This is a genomic window from Neorhizobium populisoli (genome assembly GCF_019430945.1).
GTDB lineage: Bacteria > Pseudomonadota > Alphaproteobacteria > Rhizobiales > Rhizobiaceae > Neorhizobium > Neorhizobium populisoli.
In genome coordinates, this window is the sequence record NZ_JAHYCB010000001.1 from 194,932 (window position 1) to 208,976 (window position 14,045).

Genomic DNA, 14,045 nt, shown 5'->3' on the forward strand with positions numbered 1-14,045 from the left:
TCCAGAGGAATCGATTTGCGGGATTTGCCGCAATATAGGTACGACCATCCTCGAAACCATCCCGTTTAGAAGAATATTGCGTTCGCTTTTGACGACCAATCGGCTGATATTACAGAAAGACGGATGCGAAGAACTGTGCGGAGATGACGATCAGGAAGATGCCGAAGCCGGCTTCGAGCTGGCGCTTCGACATCGTATGCGCCAGCCGCGCACCAATCGGCGCGAGATAGAGCGTCACCGGGATGAGCAGCAGCACGGCCAGCCAGTTGATATAACCGCTCGAAAACGGCGGCAGGCCGGCCACGCCCCAGCCACCCCAGATATAACCGACCAGCCCCGGCAGCGAGATCAGCACGCCGACGCCGGACGAGGTCGCGACGCCCTGGTGGATCGAGCGGCCATAGAGTGTCATGAACGTGTTGTTCAAGATGCCGCCGCCGATGCCCATCAGGCCTGAAGCCAAGCCGATGCCGGTGCCGACCAGGAATTTCACCGGATTTCCCGGCAGGTCGTCGCCGAGCTTCCAGCTGGCGCGGTTGAAGATCATCCGGAAGGCGAGCACAAGAGCGATGACCGCGAAGATCAGCTGCAGCTCGGTGCTGGAAGCCTTGGCGGCGATGACGGTGGCGATCAGCGTGCCGAGCGGTATCGCAACGATCCAGCCTTTCAGGAGATCCGTATCGACTGCACCGCGCTGTCGGTGCGCCATGAAGGAGCGGATCGAGGTCGGCACGATGATAGCAAGCGATGTGCCGAGCGCCAGCTGCATGCGCACGTCCTCCGGAATGCCGAGAAGCCCGAACACGTGGAAGAAGATCGGCACAAGGATGGCGCCGCCACCGATGCCGAACATGCCGGCGAGAATTCCAGCCAAAGCACCACCGGCAAGCAGTGCCAGAACGAAGGGCAGGAGTTCCATTATCGGGGGCATAAAAATCTCCGGCGGATGCGCCGGAAGCGAAATCACGCCCGGCCCTTCGGCCCGGAATCCCTTGGCACAACTGTCATTTTTCCGTGACGTTCATACAGCATTGTGCCGGCCAGGCAAGCAACGGTCCCGCATCATCCGCCGCACGCATCCTGCGCGACCGTCATGACCAAAGTCATTTCAGGCCACTTATTTCCGCTTGCCGCAGAGATCCAGTAAAGCGTTCTGTTTTGTGTATGCGTTTATGTTTCCGGAGACCGGGCTACTCCCCGCGAGCCCACCTCCGCCCTCGCCGGCCGCTTGGCCGGCTTTTTCTTTTTTTTAAGAAGCAATTATGATGCTCTGCCGCCCTTAAACTTATGGCTTTCGATCCAAGAAACCATAACGTAGATTTCCATTCTCTAATCGGTTCATTCTACGAACGAGGAAATCTCAATTTTAGACGAGCAGAGGCTTATCCATGTTTGAAAAAGCGCTGTTGCGGAAAGGCGCAAACCTGCCAGCAATGGATGTTGGCTTGTTGGCAGAAACGCTGTTATTTTATCAGGATACGCACGTTATCGTGGATCCAGGAACAACAATTGAGCTAATAAAAAGCATAGGCATTGAAGATCTTTCTCGTTTAGTTGAAGAAAATCACATCACGCTTGGCTACTATAGAAATTATATGGCTGCGCATACGAGTCGCGAAAACGGTGTTGCTATACATAGCCTCATCGAATTTCATCTAAGAGGGAAAGACAGCGAACCAACTCTTAAATGGGATAAAGAACGCGAGCTTGATGAACTAATAAGAAGACAAGGTTTCGATAAACAAGAATCGGGTAGATTAGCGCGGCGTATTTTAAAATTATCGTCCACCGAGAAAATGACGCTATCCGGCACGAAATTAAATTTAATAACAATGGCTAACGATGATTTAAGAGATAAAAAATACTCTGAAATATCAGCAAAAATTATAGTAGAAAGCAAGGTTCCCGGCTTCAAAATACCAGATCACTGGCGTTTTATTGTCCACCATCTAGATGCCGAGAATCAATTCTATGTTGAGACAAACTTTGATTTTGGCGATATAAATCGTCGTTATCAGCAGTTGGCTAAGGATGATTTTCTCACAGAAGCACACCTAATTGCAGAAATTTTCGAAGCGCGCGCAGATATGGCGTTTGCGTCGAAGCATATGGCGGAGGTGGTAACCAGTCCGGCACGCGGGCAAATTATGCAAGCAAAATTTGATCTAATGAATTTAAGACGTGATCGGAGTAAAGCCGACATCGAACTATTTCAAAATATTCACTTTGAAGGAAGGCAGCTTCGCGAAGTTATGAACAGCGGAGAACGGACATTTGCTGAGTTTCTTAATCTTTTGGATGACACAAGGAAATTCAAACAATGGCTAAAAGGGGCCAACCCTGAAATAGGTTTAGTTAAAGAATATCACCAAGCAGCAACGAGGGATTCTTGGCTTGATAAGCTGCCAAATAAGAGTTTTAGGTTTGGCGTGATGACTGGAGTTGGAGCCTTACTTGATGTATTAGCAACAGGCGGTATTGGAACTTTAGGCGCATTGGCACTCGGTGCTGCCGACACATTTTTGGTCGATAAAATGCTTAAAGGCTGGAGACCAAATCAGTTCGTCGAAGATGATCTTCTAAAATTTATCGGCAAAGACTAAATTGCTTACACCAAATTGGCTGTAACGATGGTTGGTGGTATCGCCCAGCGGACTGCTGTTCAAATCGAGACCCGGCGCCACCATGGGCATGGCTCTCGCGCCGGGTCTCTGCCGCAGGTGGGGTAAGTCGGGGGACGGACACTGCGGCGGAGGAAGTCTTGCGCCCGTCGCGCTTATGGTTCCAGTTTGGTTGTCGGACATGGTTGACGGGAGATTAATGTCCACAGGGTGGACAGCCGAGGCAATCCGGCCGACGCAGTGGAATAGCCGGTATCAGGAACGCCGTTTGCCAGGACCGGCGTGTTGCCATGCCAGTTCCAGCGCAGCACGCAGATCGGCTTCGTTGAGCATGGAGAGCGTCGCAACCGTCCAGCCTTGCGCGCCCCAGGCATTCGGCAGGGCAAAGGCGTGCGGCAGCATTTCACATTTTATCTGCTGGTCGTCCGGGGAAAACCGGATATTGGCGGTCAGGCGATCCGCGGCGATCGTTGCGTAGATGCGCTTGACCTTGAAGGCGATGCGGTCGAAATGCGGCGTTTCCATCGTGCCTTCAAGCGAAAGAGCGATGCGGCGCAGCGTTTCGGCATCCACCATGATCGATCCTCTATTGACTGGCCTCAGTCGCAGTAGCGCTTGCCGCCGTTGCGGGAACGCAGGTCGAAGTGGAAATGGTTCCAGTGTTCGGCATTGCTGCCGGGGCCAAGCACCGTGTTGAAGTATTTGCAGCTATCGCTGCGCACCGATTTCAGCAGCGCGCCTTCGCGCATCGAGAAGAAGCCCTTCTTGCGCACATCGATATCGTGACCGTCCTTCAGGGTGATCGCGCCGATATCGATCGCATTGCCCTTGGCGTGTTCCGACATCGGGTTGTAGCGCTGGCTGGAATTGTTCATGCGGCGGCAGGAATAACCGCCGAGCGGGGTGATCCGCTGAACGCCGGTGAGGTAACGCAGGCGGGCCGATGGGGCGAGTTCGTTCTTTACCCATTTGGCGAAGGCGAGCGTCGTCTGGCAGTTCAGGGTCACGGCCGGCTTCACATCGATATTGCCGGACAGGCCGGACAATTTCACCGGATAATCGATGCCGCAGCTGCCGCCCGGCGCGATGCGCGGACGGTCTTCGAACTCGACGCCCAGGCGGCGCAGTTCGGCGCGGCAGCTGACTTCCGATTGCGGCATGACGCCCCTGATCCAGGAATCGTCGCGCTGGCTCATCGGGCCGTCGGTCATCGAGGGGGCAGGATTATTGGGGCGGATCATCGCCACTTCCTGCATGCCGCCGCGGTTGGTCGGAACGCGCGAGGGTGCCGCGACACGCGAACCGTCACCCCAGGTCATGCCGCCATTGGCGTAATCGCCCTGAATGCCAGCGCCAGAGCGCTTCGGCGGAACGATGACGCGGTCGTCGGCCATCGGAGCCGCCATCTGCTGATATTTCGGCTGCGGCTGATAGGGGGGCTGGGCACCGCGACGCGGCGCAAGAGCCCGCGGACTGTCGGTGCCGATGCCATCGACCACCGGCTGATTGCCGACGCCTTCGGCGATATCGGTATCCTGCTCTTCCGCAAGGCCGGTAATGTCGCTTTCGTCCGGACCGAAACCGAGTTCGGAATCCATGTTGACGCCTTCGTCCGGAATGCTCGTCCGGCCGATGCCGGCCATCTGCCGCTGGTTCTGCGGCCCGGGCTGGCGACCCTGCACCTGCATCGCCTCATCGCTGTCAATCATTGGCAGGCGGCCTTGGCGCGACGCCATCTGCTGCGCGTTCGCCGGAGCCGCCATCGGCGCGCCGAGCGGTGCGTTCTGAACCTGATCGGGCGCGCGCAGATAATGACCGCTGTCGCCGGTATAGGCATCGTTACGCGGGCCGTTCGGCGTCGAGCCGAGATAACCGCTGCTCGCCTGCGAGACCGGTGCGGAATTCATCGGATAGGGCTGCTGGCCGATCGGCTCGCGCGGCAGGCCGCGAACCGGAGAAATGGCGCCCACCTGAGTGCCGCTGTCGATCGAGTTGGGCGGCACGAGATCGCCTGAAGAGCAGGCGCTCAGCATCGTGGTGATCGTCAGCGCGAGCAAGGACTTCCGAGAAAGAGCCCGCCGGGAAAGGGAAGCATACGCCATACCAATTGCCACTCTTGCAGTCCCAACACCGGGCGCCCCGAAGGACGGTGCCGAAATGACACACGCCAGGAGTTTAGGCAAAGTCGGTAAATGAAACCTTGAGGAATCAAGGTCTTTTCTGGGCTTCATGGTGTCGAATTGGAGCGGTGCCTGCAGTCGATAACAGGCGTCCGCCGGTCGGTTTCAGTCGCGACTGGAAGGAATGTCCGGTTGCTTACAGATTGCGATGAATTTGCCTGTACCCGCGGCAGGCGTCGTCTTACCATGACAAACTGGATGGAGAGCCTCTTGCTCAATACGCAGATGAAATGATCACCCTGCCCGCTTTAAAAGGACTGCTGCGCCATGACGAGTACGCTTGTTCCCGGACACATCAACGAAACGCTGGAGCGCTATGCGGAGCCGGTACGGATACGACTTCTGGAAATCCGTGACCTCATTCTCACCACCGCCGCGCAGACCGAAGGTGTCGGTGTGCTGACTGAGACGCTCAAATGGGGCGAGCCGGCCTATCTGACCGAGGCAAGCGGCAGCGGCACGACAATCCGGCTTGGCACCATCAAATCGGCACCTGATGCCTGCGCGGTGTTGTTCAACTGCAAGACCACACTCGTCGATACGTTCAGAGCCCAATTTTCCGAAGAATTCGTCTTTGACGGCAATCGCGCGCTCCTCGTCCCCACGACCGGAGCCCTGCCGCGCGAGGCGCTGGCGTTATGCCTGCATGCAGCGCTGACCTATCACCGGCGAAAGCTGGCTGCCTGAAACGCAGAAGCCCGCCGGACGAGGACATCCGGCGGGCTTCAATAGCGGAGATAGGCAGATCAGGCCGCGCGGGACTGCGCACCGTAGCCGGCGCCCCTGCCCCGGTCGCCGAGCTGGAAGGCAGCCAGCAGGCCCTGCAGATGCAGGCTTTGTTCGGCGAGCGTCTGGCTGGCGGCGGTCGTCTCTTCCACCATCGCGGCGTTCTGCTGGGTCATCTGGTCCATGTGGTTGACCGAGGAGTTGATCTCCTGCAGGCCGGTCGCCTGTTCGCGGGCGGCGGTGGCGATCGTGTCCACATGAGCATTGACCCGCTCGACCAGCGTGGCGATCTCGACCAGCGCATCTCCGGTGGAGCGCACCAGCGCGACGCCGCCTTCGACTTCGCGGGCGGAGTTGCTGATCAGCGTCTTGATCTCCTTCGCAGCATTTGCGGAACGCTGCGCCAGTTCGCGGACTTCCTGGGCGACGACCGCAAAACCGCGGCCGGCTTCACCGGCACGCGCTGCCTCGACACCGGCGTTCAGAGCAAGCAGGTTGGTCTGGAAGGCGATCTCGTCGATGACCGAGATGATCTGGCTGATCTTGACCGAAGAACCCTCGATCCGGCCCATGGCGTCGATCGCGTTGCGGACGATCTCGCCGGAGCGGCCGGCGCTTTCCTTGGTCTCGCTCACCATGGTGCGTGCCTCATGGGCACGATCCGAGGCGGTGCGGACGGTCGCGGTGATCTCGTCGAGCGCTGCTGCAGTCTCTTCGAGAGCCGCGGCCTGCTGTTCGGTACGCTTCGACAGGTTGCCGGTGGCGCTGGAAATGTCCGACGCGCTGTCGCGGACGACAAGGCTGGTTTCGGAAATGTCCTCGATCGCCTGGCGCAGCGCGCCGACGGCGGTGTTGAAGTCGTGGCGCAGCTTGGCATAGTCCTGGCCGATATCGGCAAGCGAGACGGACAGGTCGCCGGCGGCGAGCGCTTCCAGCGCGCGGCCGAGTTCGCCCATGGCGCGACCCTGACGATCGGCGGCAGCGGCGAGCGTGCGTTCGTTGCCGGAGCGTTCGGTGGCGAGCGCCCGGGCCTGCTCTGCCTCGCGGGTCTGCAGTTCGGCGCGTTCCTCGACCGAGTCACGCAGGACGGAGAGCGCGCGGGCCATCTCGCCGATCTCGTTCTTCTGTTCGGCGCAGGGAACCACGACGCCGGTGGCGCCCGAAGCGATCGACTGCAGCGCCTGGCGGATCTTGCCGATCGGGCCGGTGACGGTGCGGACGAGGAAGGTGGCGACGCCGACGAGAACCAGCGCACAGACGCCGAAGATCGAGGCGAAGTTGATCGCATCGCGGCGGAACATGGCGTGCAGGTCGTCGACATAGACGCCGGTGCCGACGATCCAGCCCCAGGGCGCAAAGCCCGCGACGTGCGAATATTTCTCGACCGGCTGGTCGAAGCCCGGCTTCGGCCAGTAATAGTCGACGAAGCCCTTGCCGGTCGGGCTGGCCTGAACCGTCTTGACGAATTCGACGAACAGCGCCTTGCCGTTCGGGTCCTTGTCGTTCGACAGGTCCTTGCCGACCATTTCCGGCTTGATCGGATGCATGATCATCCGCGGCAGCATGTCGTTGATCCAGAGATAACCGGAACCTTCGGCATAACGCATGACGGAGATCACCGACTTGGCTTCGGTCTGCGCCTGTTCGCGCGTCATGGCGCCGGAGGCTTCGAGCCCCTGATACTTCTTCAGAACCGTCAGCGCGGCATCGTTCATCTGTGCGAGACCGGCCTTGCGCTCGCGCTCCGACGAGGCATAGCTTTGGAACAGGCTGAAGGTCATGGCGCCGCCCAGGATGATGAGCGACAGCAACACGAGCCCGTAAAGCCGCCAGGAAATTGTAAGACGTTGCATGGGACCCCCCGATTATGTGCAATTCGCGACAAATTGTAATGGATGATCCTTACTAGGTAGTGAAGTAACGCAATAACCAGATATACGCGAATTAGACTCGACTAATTATTTGAATTGTTATCGCTTTTGGTAAGCGAAGCATGACCTTGCCGCTCAGGCGTTTCTACTCAGGGCCGATAAAACTGTTCGAAAATGCCAAGGATCGGGTCTTGCGCGTTCTTGTTTGTCGATCGCCTTAAAAGCGGTTCACACTGGCGCATGAGATGTTCTAGTTTGTCGGCAGGAGGATTCTTCCTCGATCTTGAAGGACGACCGAATGACCGACACGACAGCCAACGCCCCCAGGCCCACCGGTGAACTGACGCTGCGCACGCTCGCCATGCCGGCCGATGCCAATGCGGCCGGCGATATTTTCGGCGGCTGGGTCATGGCACAGATGGACCTGGCAAGCGGCATCCGCGCCGCGGAGCGGGCCCGCGGCCGCGTCGTAACCGCGGCGGTCAAGGAAATGGCCTTCGAACTGCCGGTCAAGATCGGCGATACACTCAACGTCTATACTGAGATCACCCGCGTCGGCCGCACGTCGATCACGCTGTCGGTCGAGGCCTGGGCGCACCGCGCTCGCTTCCGCATCCTCGAAAAGGTCACGGCCGGCACGTTCATCATGGTGGCGCTCGACGACGACGGCAAGCCGAGCGCCGTCCCGGCCGACGAATAGGATCTAACGAAGGATCAGGACCATGGACGCGCCCACCGCCGCCGAGACCTTCACGCATATCAAGGTGGTCATGGGCATGGTGGTGAGCCTCAGCCTGGCGCGGCTGCTGAACGGACTTGCCGGCATCGTCCAGCATCCGCGCGCCGTGCGCATCTATCCGGTGCATCTCGGCTGGGTGGCCTTCCTGTTTCTGTTCCTGGTGCATTTCTGGTGGTGGGAATACCGGCTGCATGTGCTGCCGGTGATCGGCTTTGCCGCCTATCTCTTTCTCATCCTGTTCTGCGCGCTGTTCTTCTTCCTCTGCGCCCTGCTCTTCCCGACCTCGATGCAGGATTATGACGGTTACGAGCACTATTTCCTGTCGCGGCGAAAATGGTTCTTCGGCTTTCTCGCCGGCCTGCAGGTCACAGACCTGATCGATACGGCGCTGAAGGGCGGCGACTATTTCGCCTCGCTCGGCCTCGAATATCCGATGCGCACCTCGCTCTATATCGGGGTGTCGGTGGTCGCGGCCTTTACGGCGGACCGGCGGTTCCATGCAGGCTTCGTGATCTTCGCGCTGGCCTACCAGTTCTACTGGATTTTCAGGGTCTATGATTTGTTGACGTGAAACCGCACGTCGTCCGGCGCGGCTATGCGGGCTTGCCGGTCACAGCAAGGCGGACTGATCGCCCGGCCTCTCGCTAAGGCTCGAGGCGTTCATCGCTGTGATCGATCCACCGGATCGATCACTCAGGCTTTGCAGAATGGTCCGGTCGCCCGGCCTCTCGCTAGGGCTCGAGGCGTTCGGCGCTGCGATCGATCCACTGGATCGATCGCTCAGGTTTTGCCTGACCGCGCCTCACCCCCTCAGATATTGCGACGAAGCGTCGAAGCTCAGGCCCGGAAACACCTTGCCGGTCAGGTTGTCCGGCTTGATGCCGAATTGCTTGTAGAGCATGGCGGCGGCAAGCTCACGCACGTCGCCGGTCGGCATCAGGTCGCGGCTGTCGAGCAGTTTGTCGTCGGCAAGGCCCGGCCACTGACCGAGGATTTTTCCGCCCGGGATCGCGCCGCCTGCCAGAATGGCGAGGCCGCCGGTGCCGTGGTCGGTGCCCTTCGAGCCGTTCTCACGGGCCGTGCGGCCGAACTCGGTCATGGCCAGCACGACGGTATTCTTCCAGGCATCACCACCCAGCGACTCCTTCAGCGTGACGATCGCCGTGGCGAGATCGCCGGCCGCCTTTTTGAACTGCGCCTGCTGGCCGACATGGGTGTCCCAGCCATTGATCGAGAAGCTCGCCACCCGATAGTTTTCACGCAGCATGCCGCCGGTGAGCCGTGCCATGTCGGCAATGCCCGCTCCGCGCTTGGTGTCACCATAGAGTGAATCCGCCGAAAGGTCGGTTTCCTTGGCTTCGGCCATGGCTTTCGAGAATGCCGGGTCACGGGCGTAAAGCCGTTCAAGGAAAGCAATCTCGTCGTCGGCAAGCGTGAAATTGCTCTGGCTCGACCAGGAATCGGCGGCATTCGGGCCGGTCAGGATCAGTTCCATCGAGGTGTTGATGTCGATCGCCTTGCGGCTGTCGGAGCGCGGCATCACGGCCAGCGCCCGGTTGAGCCAGCCGGTGCGCTGGCTCGTGTCGCTGCCGCCGCTTTCCAGCATGTCCTGCCCGTCGAAATGGCTGCGCTGGTTGCGATAGGGCGTGGAAACGGCATGCACGAAGGAAAGCTCGCCTGCCTGCCACAGCGGCGCCAGCGCGGAAGCCGCCGGGTTCAGTCCGAAAAAGCCGTTGAGATCGATCAGTCCCGTCTCGGGCGTCCGGCCGAGCATCGGCCTCAGTGCCGCGAAGGCCGGGTCGCCATAGGGCTGGACAAGGTCGAGCCCATCCATGGCGCCGCGCAGGATGATGGTGACGAAGCGTTTTTCGCCCGGCATGGCGGCAAATGTCACCGGCGTCAGGATCGGCGCGGCGGCGGCGCAACAGGCTCCGGCCAGGAAACCGCGGCGGGACAACAGGAAGCGTTCCTGAAGGGTCATGGTTATCTCCTGTTGAATTCGGGGGATGCGAGAACCATCGTGATGCCATGCACGCGATTGGGCGCCTGGGAGATGATGGTTTTCGTCTCGGGATTGACGGCATCCGCCAAAGCCATGTCAAGGAATTGGGCCGGCTCCAGTTTCTGACCAAAGATGCGAGCCACCATGCGCGACCAGGCGATGCGCTCGCTGAGCTGGCTCGGCGCCAGCCAGACACTTTCCTCGTCGGCAAACCCTGCAGGGCTCGGCGGCTGCCAGATGGGCTGGCCCATGCGCTGCAACGCGCCGAGGGTCAAAGCATTGGCGCGGCCGGCCGCTTTCTTGCGGGCGCCCTGCGGATCGGCGCCGGCCATCTCCATCGCCTTGCTGGCAAGCCCTTCGTCTTCGTCCTCGCCATCCAGGTCGCGCACCAGATTGGCAAAATTGCGCTCCGGCAGGTTCAGTGCCCGGAAGCCGGACACCACGAATTCGAACGGCTTCTTGATCTTGCGGCCGGGCTCCGTCCAGGCGGCCGGATGGGTCAGCATGGCGCGGTAGACTTCAGTCAGATTGCCCTGGCTCTTCGACCATGCGTCGACCATCGCCTGGACGATCTCGTCCGGCGGGCTGTCGGCGATGAAATGACGGGCGAGCTTGCGGGAAATATGCAGTGCCGTCTTCGGATTGGCGGCCAGATCCTCGAGCATCAGGATATGATCCTGCCCCTCGCCCTCGTCATCCCGATAGGTGCGGCCGAGCACGCTGATCGGCCCCTCCTCGGCGATACGCGGCCGGTAGACGACTTCCAGCGCTCGGTTGTCGACCGCAAGCCCGGTCAGCACCAGGGCTGCGGACCGGACATCGTCCTGCGTATAACCGCTGCCGGCGCCGAGCGTGTGCAGTTCCAGAAGCTCACGGCCGAGGTTTTCGTTGAGGCCGCGCTTGTCGCGCCGCCCAGCGATCGAATCGGGACCGACGCTCTGGTTCTGATCGAGATAGATCAGCATGGCCGGATGCAGGATTGCTGCCTGCAGGAGCCGGTTGAACGGACCGCCGAGATTGGGGCGAATGACCTGCGCTTCATAGAGCGGCACGATCATCCGCATCGGCAGGGATTTCAGCACGCTGGTGGAGAAGTGATCGACCCAGAAACTGGCCAGACGCTCATAGAAGCCGAGCGGCGAATGCACCGCCTGGGCGATGCGCGCCATGGCATCTTGCCGGTAGATGCGGCGGGCCTCGCGCTGGGTTTCCTTGCGGATGTCGTCATTCGGTTTGCCGGCCTGACGCGCCTTGGCTTCGGCCGCGCGGACGGACAGGACGCGGGTTGCGGTTTCCTGACGGCCGGTCAGGCCTTCACGCGGAAAACGCGGCTTCTGCGCCACGCCTTTCTTGATCTGCGCCAGCAAGGCATCCGCATCGCCCGGCAATTGCTCGCCCGGACGCAAACCATAGCCGAAGCGGATTGCAGCGAGGGTCTGGTTCGCAATGGAGCCCGAAAGAGCCATTCGTCAATCCTCGTTTCTAAACAGCCTCGTTTTGAAAAGGCCCTGTTTCCAAAGGTTTCCGAATCGAAGCACGTCGTTTCGGATACCAGTCAGCCGGCCTTATTCCGTGACCGCCAGCGTCCGCGACAAATATGGTGGAAGCGGTGGCAAAATGCGGCCTTTCGATGACATGGACGAACTGTAATTCAAGACCGGCTTTCCTGTTCCAACACTTTTGAACGAAAAAAGTTGATCGGAACGGCGGCGATAGCGGCTTGCCAGTATCCGATTTACTTGCCGGCTAAACATTGATTTGCAGAGGAATTGAATTTTCGTTCAGCATATCCGCGCTGATTGCTGAAAAACCGCTGAAAAAGAAAGACTTTCTTATTGCGGTGCAGCGATAGTCCGCCGGAACGATCAGCTCAAGCCCCGGCCAATTTAATGGAAGCGGAATTCACGACCGGTCAGACAGATCCAGCCCTGGCGCTGGACGTCAAGCGCGCCCAGGCGGAAACCATGCTGGAGCGGCTGGGATCGACGCTGGTGACCAATGCCTTCGTGGCGGCCTCGGCGCTGTTTGTGTCCACGATCGATCGCGGCCTGACATTTGCCGCCGCCGCCTGGCTCGGCGCCATCCTGCTCAGTCTCGTCCTGCGTATCGCCATGGCCTCCGTGCTGAGGCGCTGGGAAACCATCGAACATGCTCCGGATCAGGCGCTGCACGTGATGACCGTCGGCGCGCTGATCAGCGGCTGCGCCTGGGCCACCCTGCCGCTTGCCGTCGACGGGTTCGACGCGATGGGCGCCGATAGCGGGCTTTACCTGATGATGTGCGGCATGGCGACCGGCGCCGTGCTGATGGGCGTCGGCCACAGCCCGATTTCGCTCGCCTTCGCGCTTCCCCCGCAGATCGCCGTCATGGTCTCGCTCGCCACCAATGGCGGCGCCGGCGGCTGGCTGATGACGATCAATGTCGTCGCCCTGACCGGCGTGCTGGTGCGCAGCAGCCGGCGCAGCGAGGAAGTGTTCGTCGGCAATGTCACCGGCACGCTGAAGGCGACGGCGCTTGCCGATTCGCTGTCTTCAGCCAATGCCGATATCCTGCGCGCCAATTACCGGCTGGAAGTGCTGGCGAGCTGCGATCCCTTGACCGGGCTTGCCAACCGCGCCGCCTTCAACGCCGCACTGCATACGGGCATTTCCGAAGCGCTGGCCGCCGGGCAGCAGCTTGCGCTGCTGATCCTCGACCTCGACCGCTTCAAATCGATCAACGACACGCTTGGCCACAGCGCCGGCGACACGCTGCTTGTCGAGGTCAGCGAAAAACTGCGCGGCGTCATCGGCGAACAGGGCACGATTGCCCGTCTCGGCGGCGACGAATTCGCCATCATCCTGGGCGGTGCGGACGCGCCGGAAGCCGCCCGCGAGATCGCCGGACGCATTCTGGAGCGCAGCCGCCAGCCGGTGATGCTGCAGGGCCAGCCGACCGTCGTCGGGACGTCGATCGGCTTCGCGCTGTTTCCGCAGCATGCCGATACCGCCGAGGACCTGTTCGTATCCGCCGACATGGCGCTTTACCGCGCCAAGGATGGCGGGCGCGGGCAATGGTGCGAATTCCAGCCGGCCTTCCGTTCGCAGGCCGAACGCCAGCACCAGATCGAACAGGAACTTGCCGATGCGCTTGCCACCGGCGAGATCGAGGCCTGGTTCCAGCCGCAGGTGGACCTGCCTTCCGAAGAAATCACCGGTTTCGAGGCGCTGGTGCGCTGGCACCACCCCTATCTCGGTCCCATTTCGCCGCCGGAAATCGTCGCCGCGGCGCAGGCCGTGCAGCTTTCCGACAAACTGACGGCGCGGGTCGCCGAAGACGCCTGTCGCCTGCTCACCCGCCTGCCGATGCTCGGCCTGCCGCAGGCGACCGTCGCCATCAACGTCTCGCCGCGCGAATTCGACCTCTATTCGGTCACCGACGTGCTCGACCGCATCACCCAGGCTCATGACATCGATCCGGCGCTGTTCGAGATCGAGATCACCGAGGAGGCGATCCTCGACACGCTGGTGGCCGGCGAACAGCTGAAGCGCATCGAACGCTCCGGCTACAAGCTCGCCGTCGACGATTTCGGCGCCGGGCATTCGTCGCTCGCCTATCTGGTGCAGCTGAAGGTCGACCGCCTGAAGCTCGACCGCCGTTTTGTCACCGGCATCCAGGCAAGCCGCCAGAACCAGGAAATCGTCGGCGCCATGGTCGGCCTCGGCCGCTCGCTCTCCATGGAAGTGGTGGTCGAGGGCGTCGAGAGAGAGGAAGAGGCGGCCGCGCTGCGCAATCTCGGCGTCGGAACCGCCCAGGGCTATTTCCTCGGCCGCCCGATGCCCTCCGAACGCATCGCCGGCTGGATCGAAAGCCACCGCAATCTGCAGCAGCAGCGCGCGGTGGCCTGATCCGCTTCGGGCAAATTCC

General features: G+C 60.8%; 11 protein-coding genes. 5 read left to right on the forward strand and 6 right to left on the reverse strand.

What is annotated here, in order from left to right; all coding sequences use genetic code 11:
* Window positions 1-109 precede the first annotated feature (109 nt).
* On the reverse strand, window positions 110-931 hold the full coding sequence (locus KX729_RS00920; protein WP_219740574.1) for a sulfite exporter TauE/SafE family protein: 822 nt from the start codon (window positions 929-931) through the stop codon (window positions 110-112).
* 457 nt (window positions 932-1,388) lie between these two features.
* On the opposite strand from KX729_RS00920, the gene KX729_RS00925 reads away from it, so the two are divergent.
* Window positions 1,389-2,603, forward strand: coding sequence for a hypothetical protein (locus tag KX729_RS00925; RefSeq protein WP_219740575.1), 1,215 nt, complete (start codon window positions 1,389-1,391; stop codon window positions 2,601-2,603).
* Between the two features lie 273 nt (window positions 2,604-2,876).
* Here the strand turns inward: KX729_RS00925 and KX729_RS00930 are convergent, their stop codons facing one another.
* Both KX729_RS00930 and KX729_RS00935 read right to left on the reverse strand, forming a co-directional pair.
* A complete protein-coding gene (locus KX729_RS00930) occupies window positions 2,877-3,197 on the reverse strand; it encodes an MmcQ/YjbR family DNA-binding protein (protein WP_219740576.1) in 321 nt (106 codons plus the stop codon).
* Between the two features lie 23 nt (window positions 3,198-3,220).
* On the reverse strand, window positions 3,221-4,723 hold the full coding sequence (locus tag KX729_RS00935) for an extensin-like domain-containing protein (RefSeq protein ID WP_219740577.1): 1,503 nt from the start codon (window positions 4,721-4,723) through the stop codon (window positions 3,221-3,223).
* A 345-nt stretch (window positions 4,724-5,068) separates the two neighbouring features.
* On the opposite strand from KX729_RS00935, the gene KX729_RS00940 reads away from it, so the two are divergent.
* Entirely contained in the window at window positions 5,069-5,488 is a 420-nt protein-coding gene (locus tag KX729_RS00940; protein ID WP_219740578.1) for a DUF1801 domain-containing protein, read from the forward strand.
* Between the two features lie 59 nt (window positions 5,489-5,547).
* Here KX729_RS00940 and KX729_RS00945 read toward each other — a convergent pair whose 3' ends face one another.
* Window positions 5,548-7,380 carry a methyl-accepting chemotaxis protein gene (locus KX729_RS00945; protein WP_219740579.1) on the reverse strand — a complete coding sequence of 611 codons (1,833 nt, stop codon included), beginning with the start codon at window positions 7,378-7,380 and terminating at the stop codon, window positions 5,548-5,550.
* 316 nt (window positions 7,381-7,696) lie between these two features.
* Here KX729_RS00945 and KX729_RS00950 point away from each other — a divergent pair, with 316 nt between their 5' ends.
* Window positions 7,697-8,098, forward strand: a complete 402-nt coding sequence (locus KX729_RS00950; protein ID WP_219740580.1) for an acyl-CoA thioesterase — start codon at window positions 7,697-7,699, stop codon at window positions 8,096-8,098.
* Between the two features lie 22 nt (window positions 8,099-8,120).
* Entirely contained in the window at window positions 8,121-8,708 is a 588-nt protein-coding gene (locus KX729_RS00955; RefSeq protein ID WP_219740581.1) for a hypothetical protein, read from the forward strand.
* A gap of 231 nt (window positions 8,709-8,939) precedes the next feature.
* Here the strand turns inward: KX729_RS00955 and KX729_RS00960 are convergent, their stop codons facing one another.
* Entirely contained in the window at window positions 8,940-10,118 is a 1,179-nt protein-coding gene (locus KX729_RS00960; RefSeq protein ID WP_219740582.1) for a DUF1501 domain-containing protein, read from the reverse strand.
* Window positions 10,119-10,120: 2 nt separating this feature from the next.
* Complete coding sequence (locus tag KX729_RS00965; RefSeq protein WP_219740583.1) at window positions 10,121-11,605, reverse strand: DUF1800 domain-containing protein; 1,485 nt, start codon at window positions 11,603-11,605, stop codon at window positions 10,121-10,123.
* A 423-nt stretch (window positions 11,606-12,028) separates the two neighbouring features.
* Between KX729_RS00965 and KX729_RS00970 the strand changes: the two genes are divergently transcribed.
* Entirely contained in the window at window positions 12,029-14,026 is a 1,998-nt protein-coding gene (locus KX729_RS00970; protein WP_219740584.1) for a putative bifunctional diguanylate cyclase/phosphodiesterase, read from the forward strand.
* Window positions 14,027-14,045: the final 19 nt, after the last annotated feature.

Coding starts and splice junctions, on each gene's coding strand:
- KX729_RS00920 (WP_219740574.1), bottom strand. CDS start 931: ATGCCCCCGATAATGGAACTCCTGCCCTTCGTTCTGGCACTGCTTGCC.
- KX729_RS00940 (WP_219740578.1), top strand. CDS start 5,069: ATGACGAGTACGCTTGTTCCCGGACACATCAACGAAACGCTGGAGCGC.
- KX729_RS00970 (WP_219740584.1), top strand. CDS start 12,029: ATGGAAGCGGAATTCACGACCGGTCAGACAGATCCAGCCCTGGCGCTG.
- KX729_RS00965 (WP_219740583.1), bottom strand. CDS start 11,605: ATGGCTCTTTCGGGCTCCATTGCGAACCAGACCCTCGCTGCAATCCGC.
- KX729_RS00950 (WP_219740580.1), top strand. CDS start 7,697: ATGACCGACACGACAGCCAACGCCCCCAGGCCCACCGGTGAACTGACG.
- KX729_RS00960 (WP_219740582.1), bottom strand. CDS start 10,118: ATGACCCTTCAGGAACGCTTCCTGTTGTCCCGCCGCGGTTTCCTGGCC.
- KX729_RS00935 (WP_219740577.1), bottom strand. CDS start 4,723: ATGGCGTATGCTTCCCTTTCCCGGCGGGCTCTTTCTCGGAAGTCCTTG.
- KX729_RS00955 (WP_219740581.1), top strand. CDS start 8,121: ATGGACGCGCCCACCGCCGCCGAGACCTTCACGCATATCAAGGTGGTC.
- KX729_RS00930 (WP_219740576.1), bottom strand. CDS start 3,197: ATGGTGGATGCCGAAACGCTGCGCCGCATCGCTCTTTCGCTTGAAGGC.
- KX729_RS00945 (WP_219740579.1), bottom strand. CDS start 7,380: ATGCAACGTCTTACAATTTCCTGGCGGCTTTACGGGCTCGTGTTGCTG.
- KX729_RS00925 (WP_219740575.1), top strand. CDS start 1,389: ATGTTTGAAAAAGCGCTGTTGCGGAAAGGCGCAAACCTGCCAGCAATG.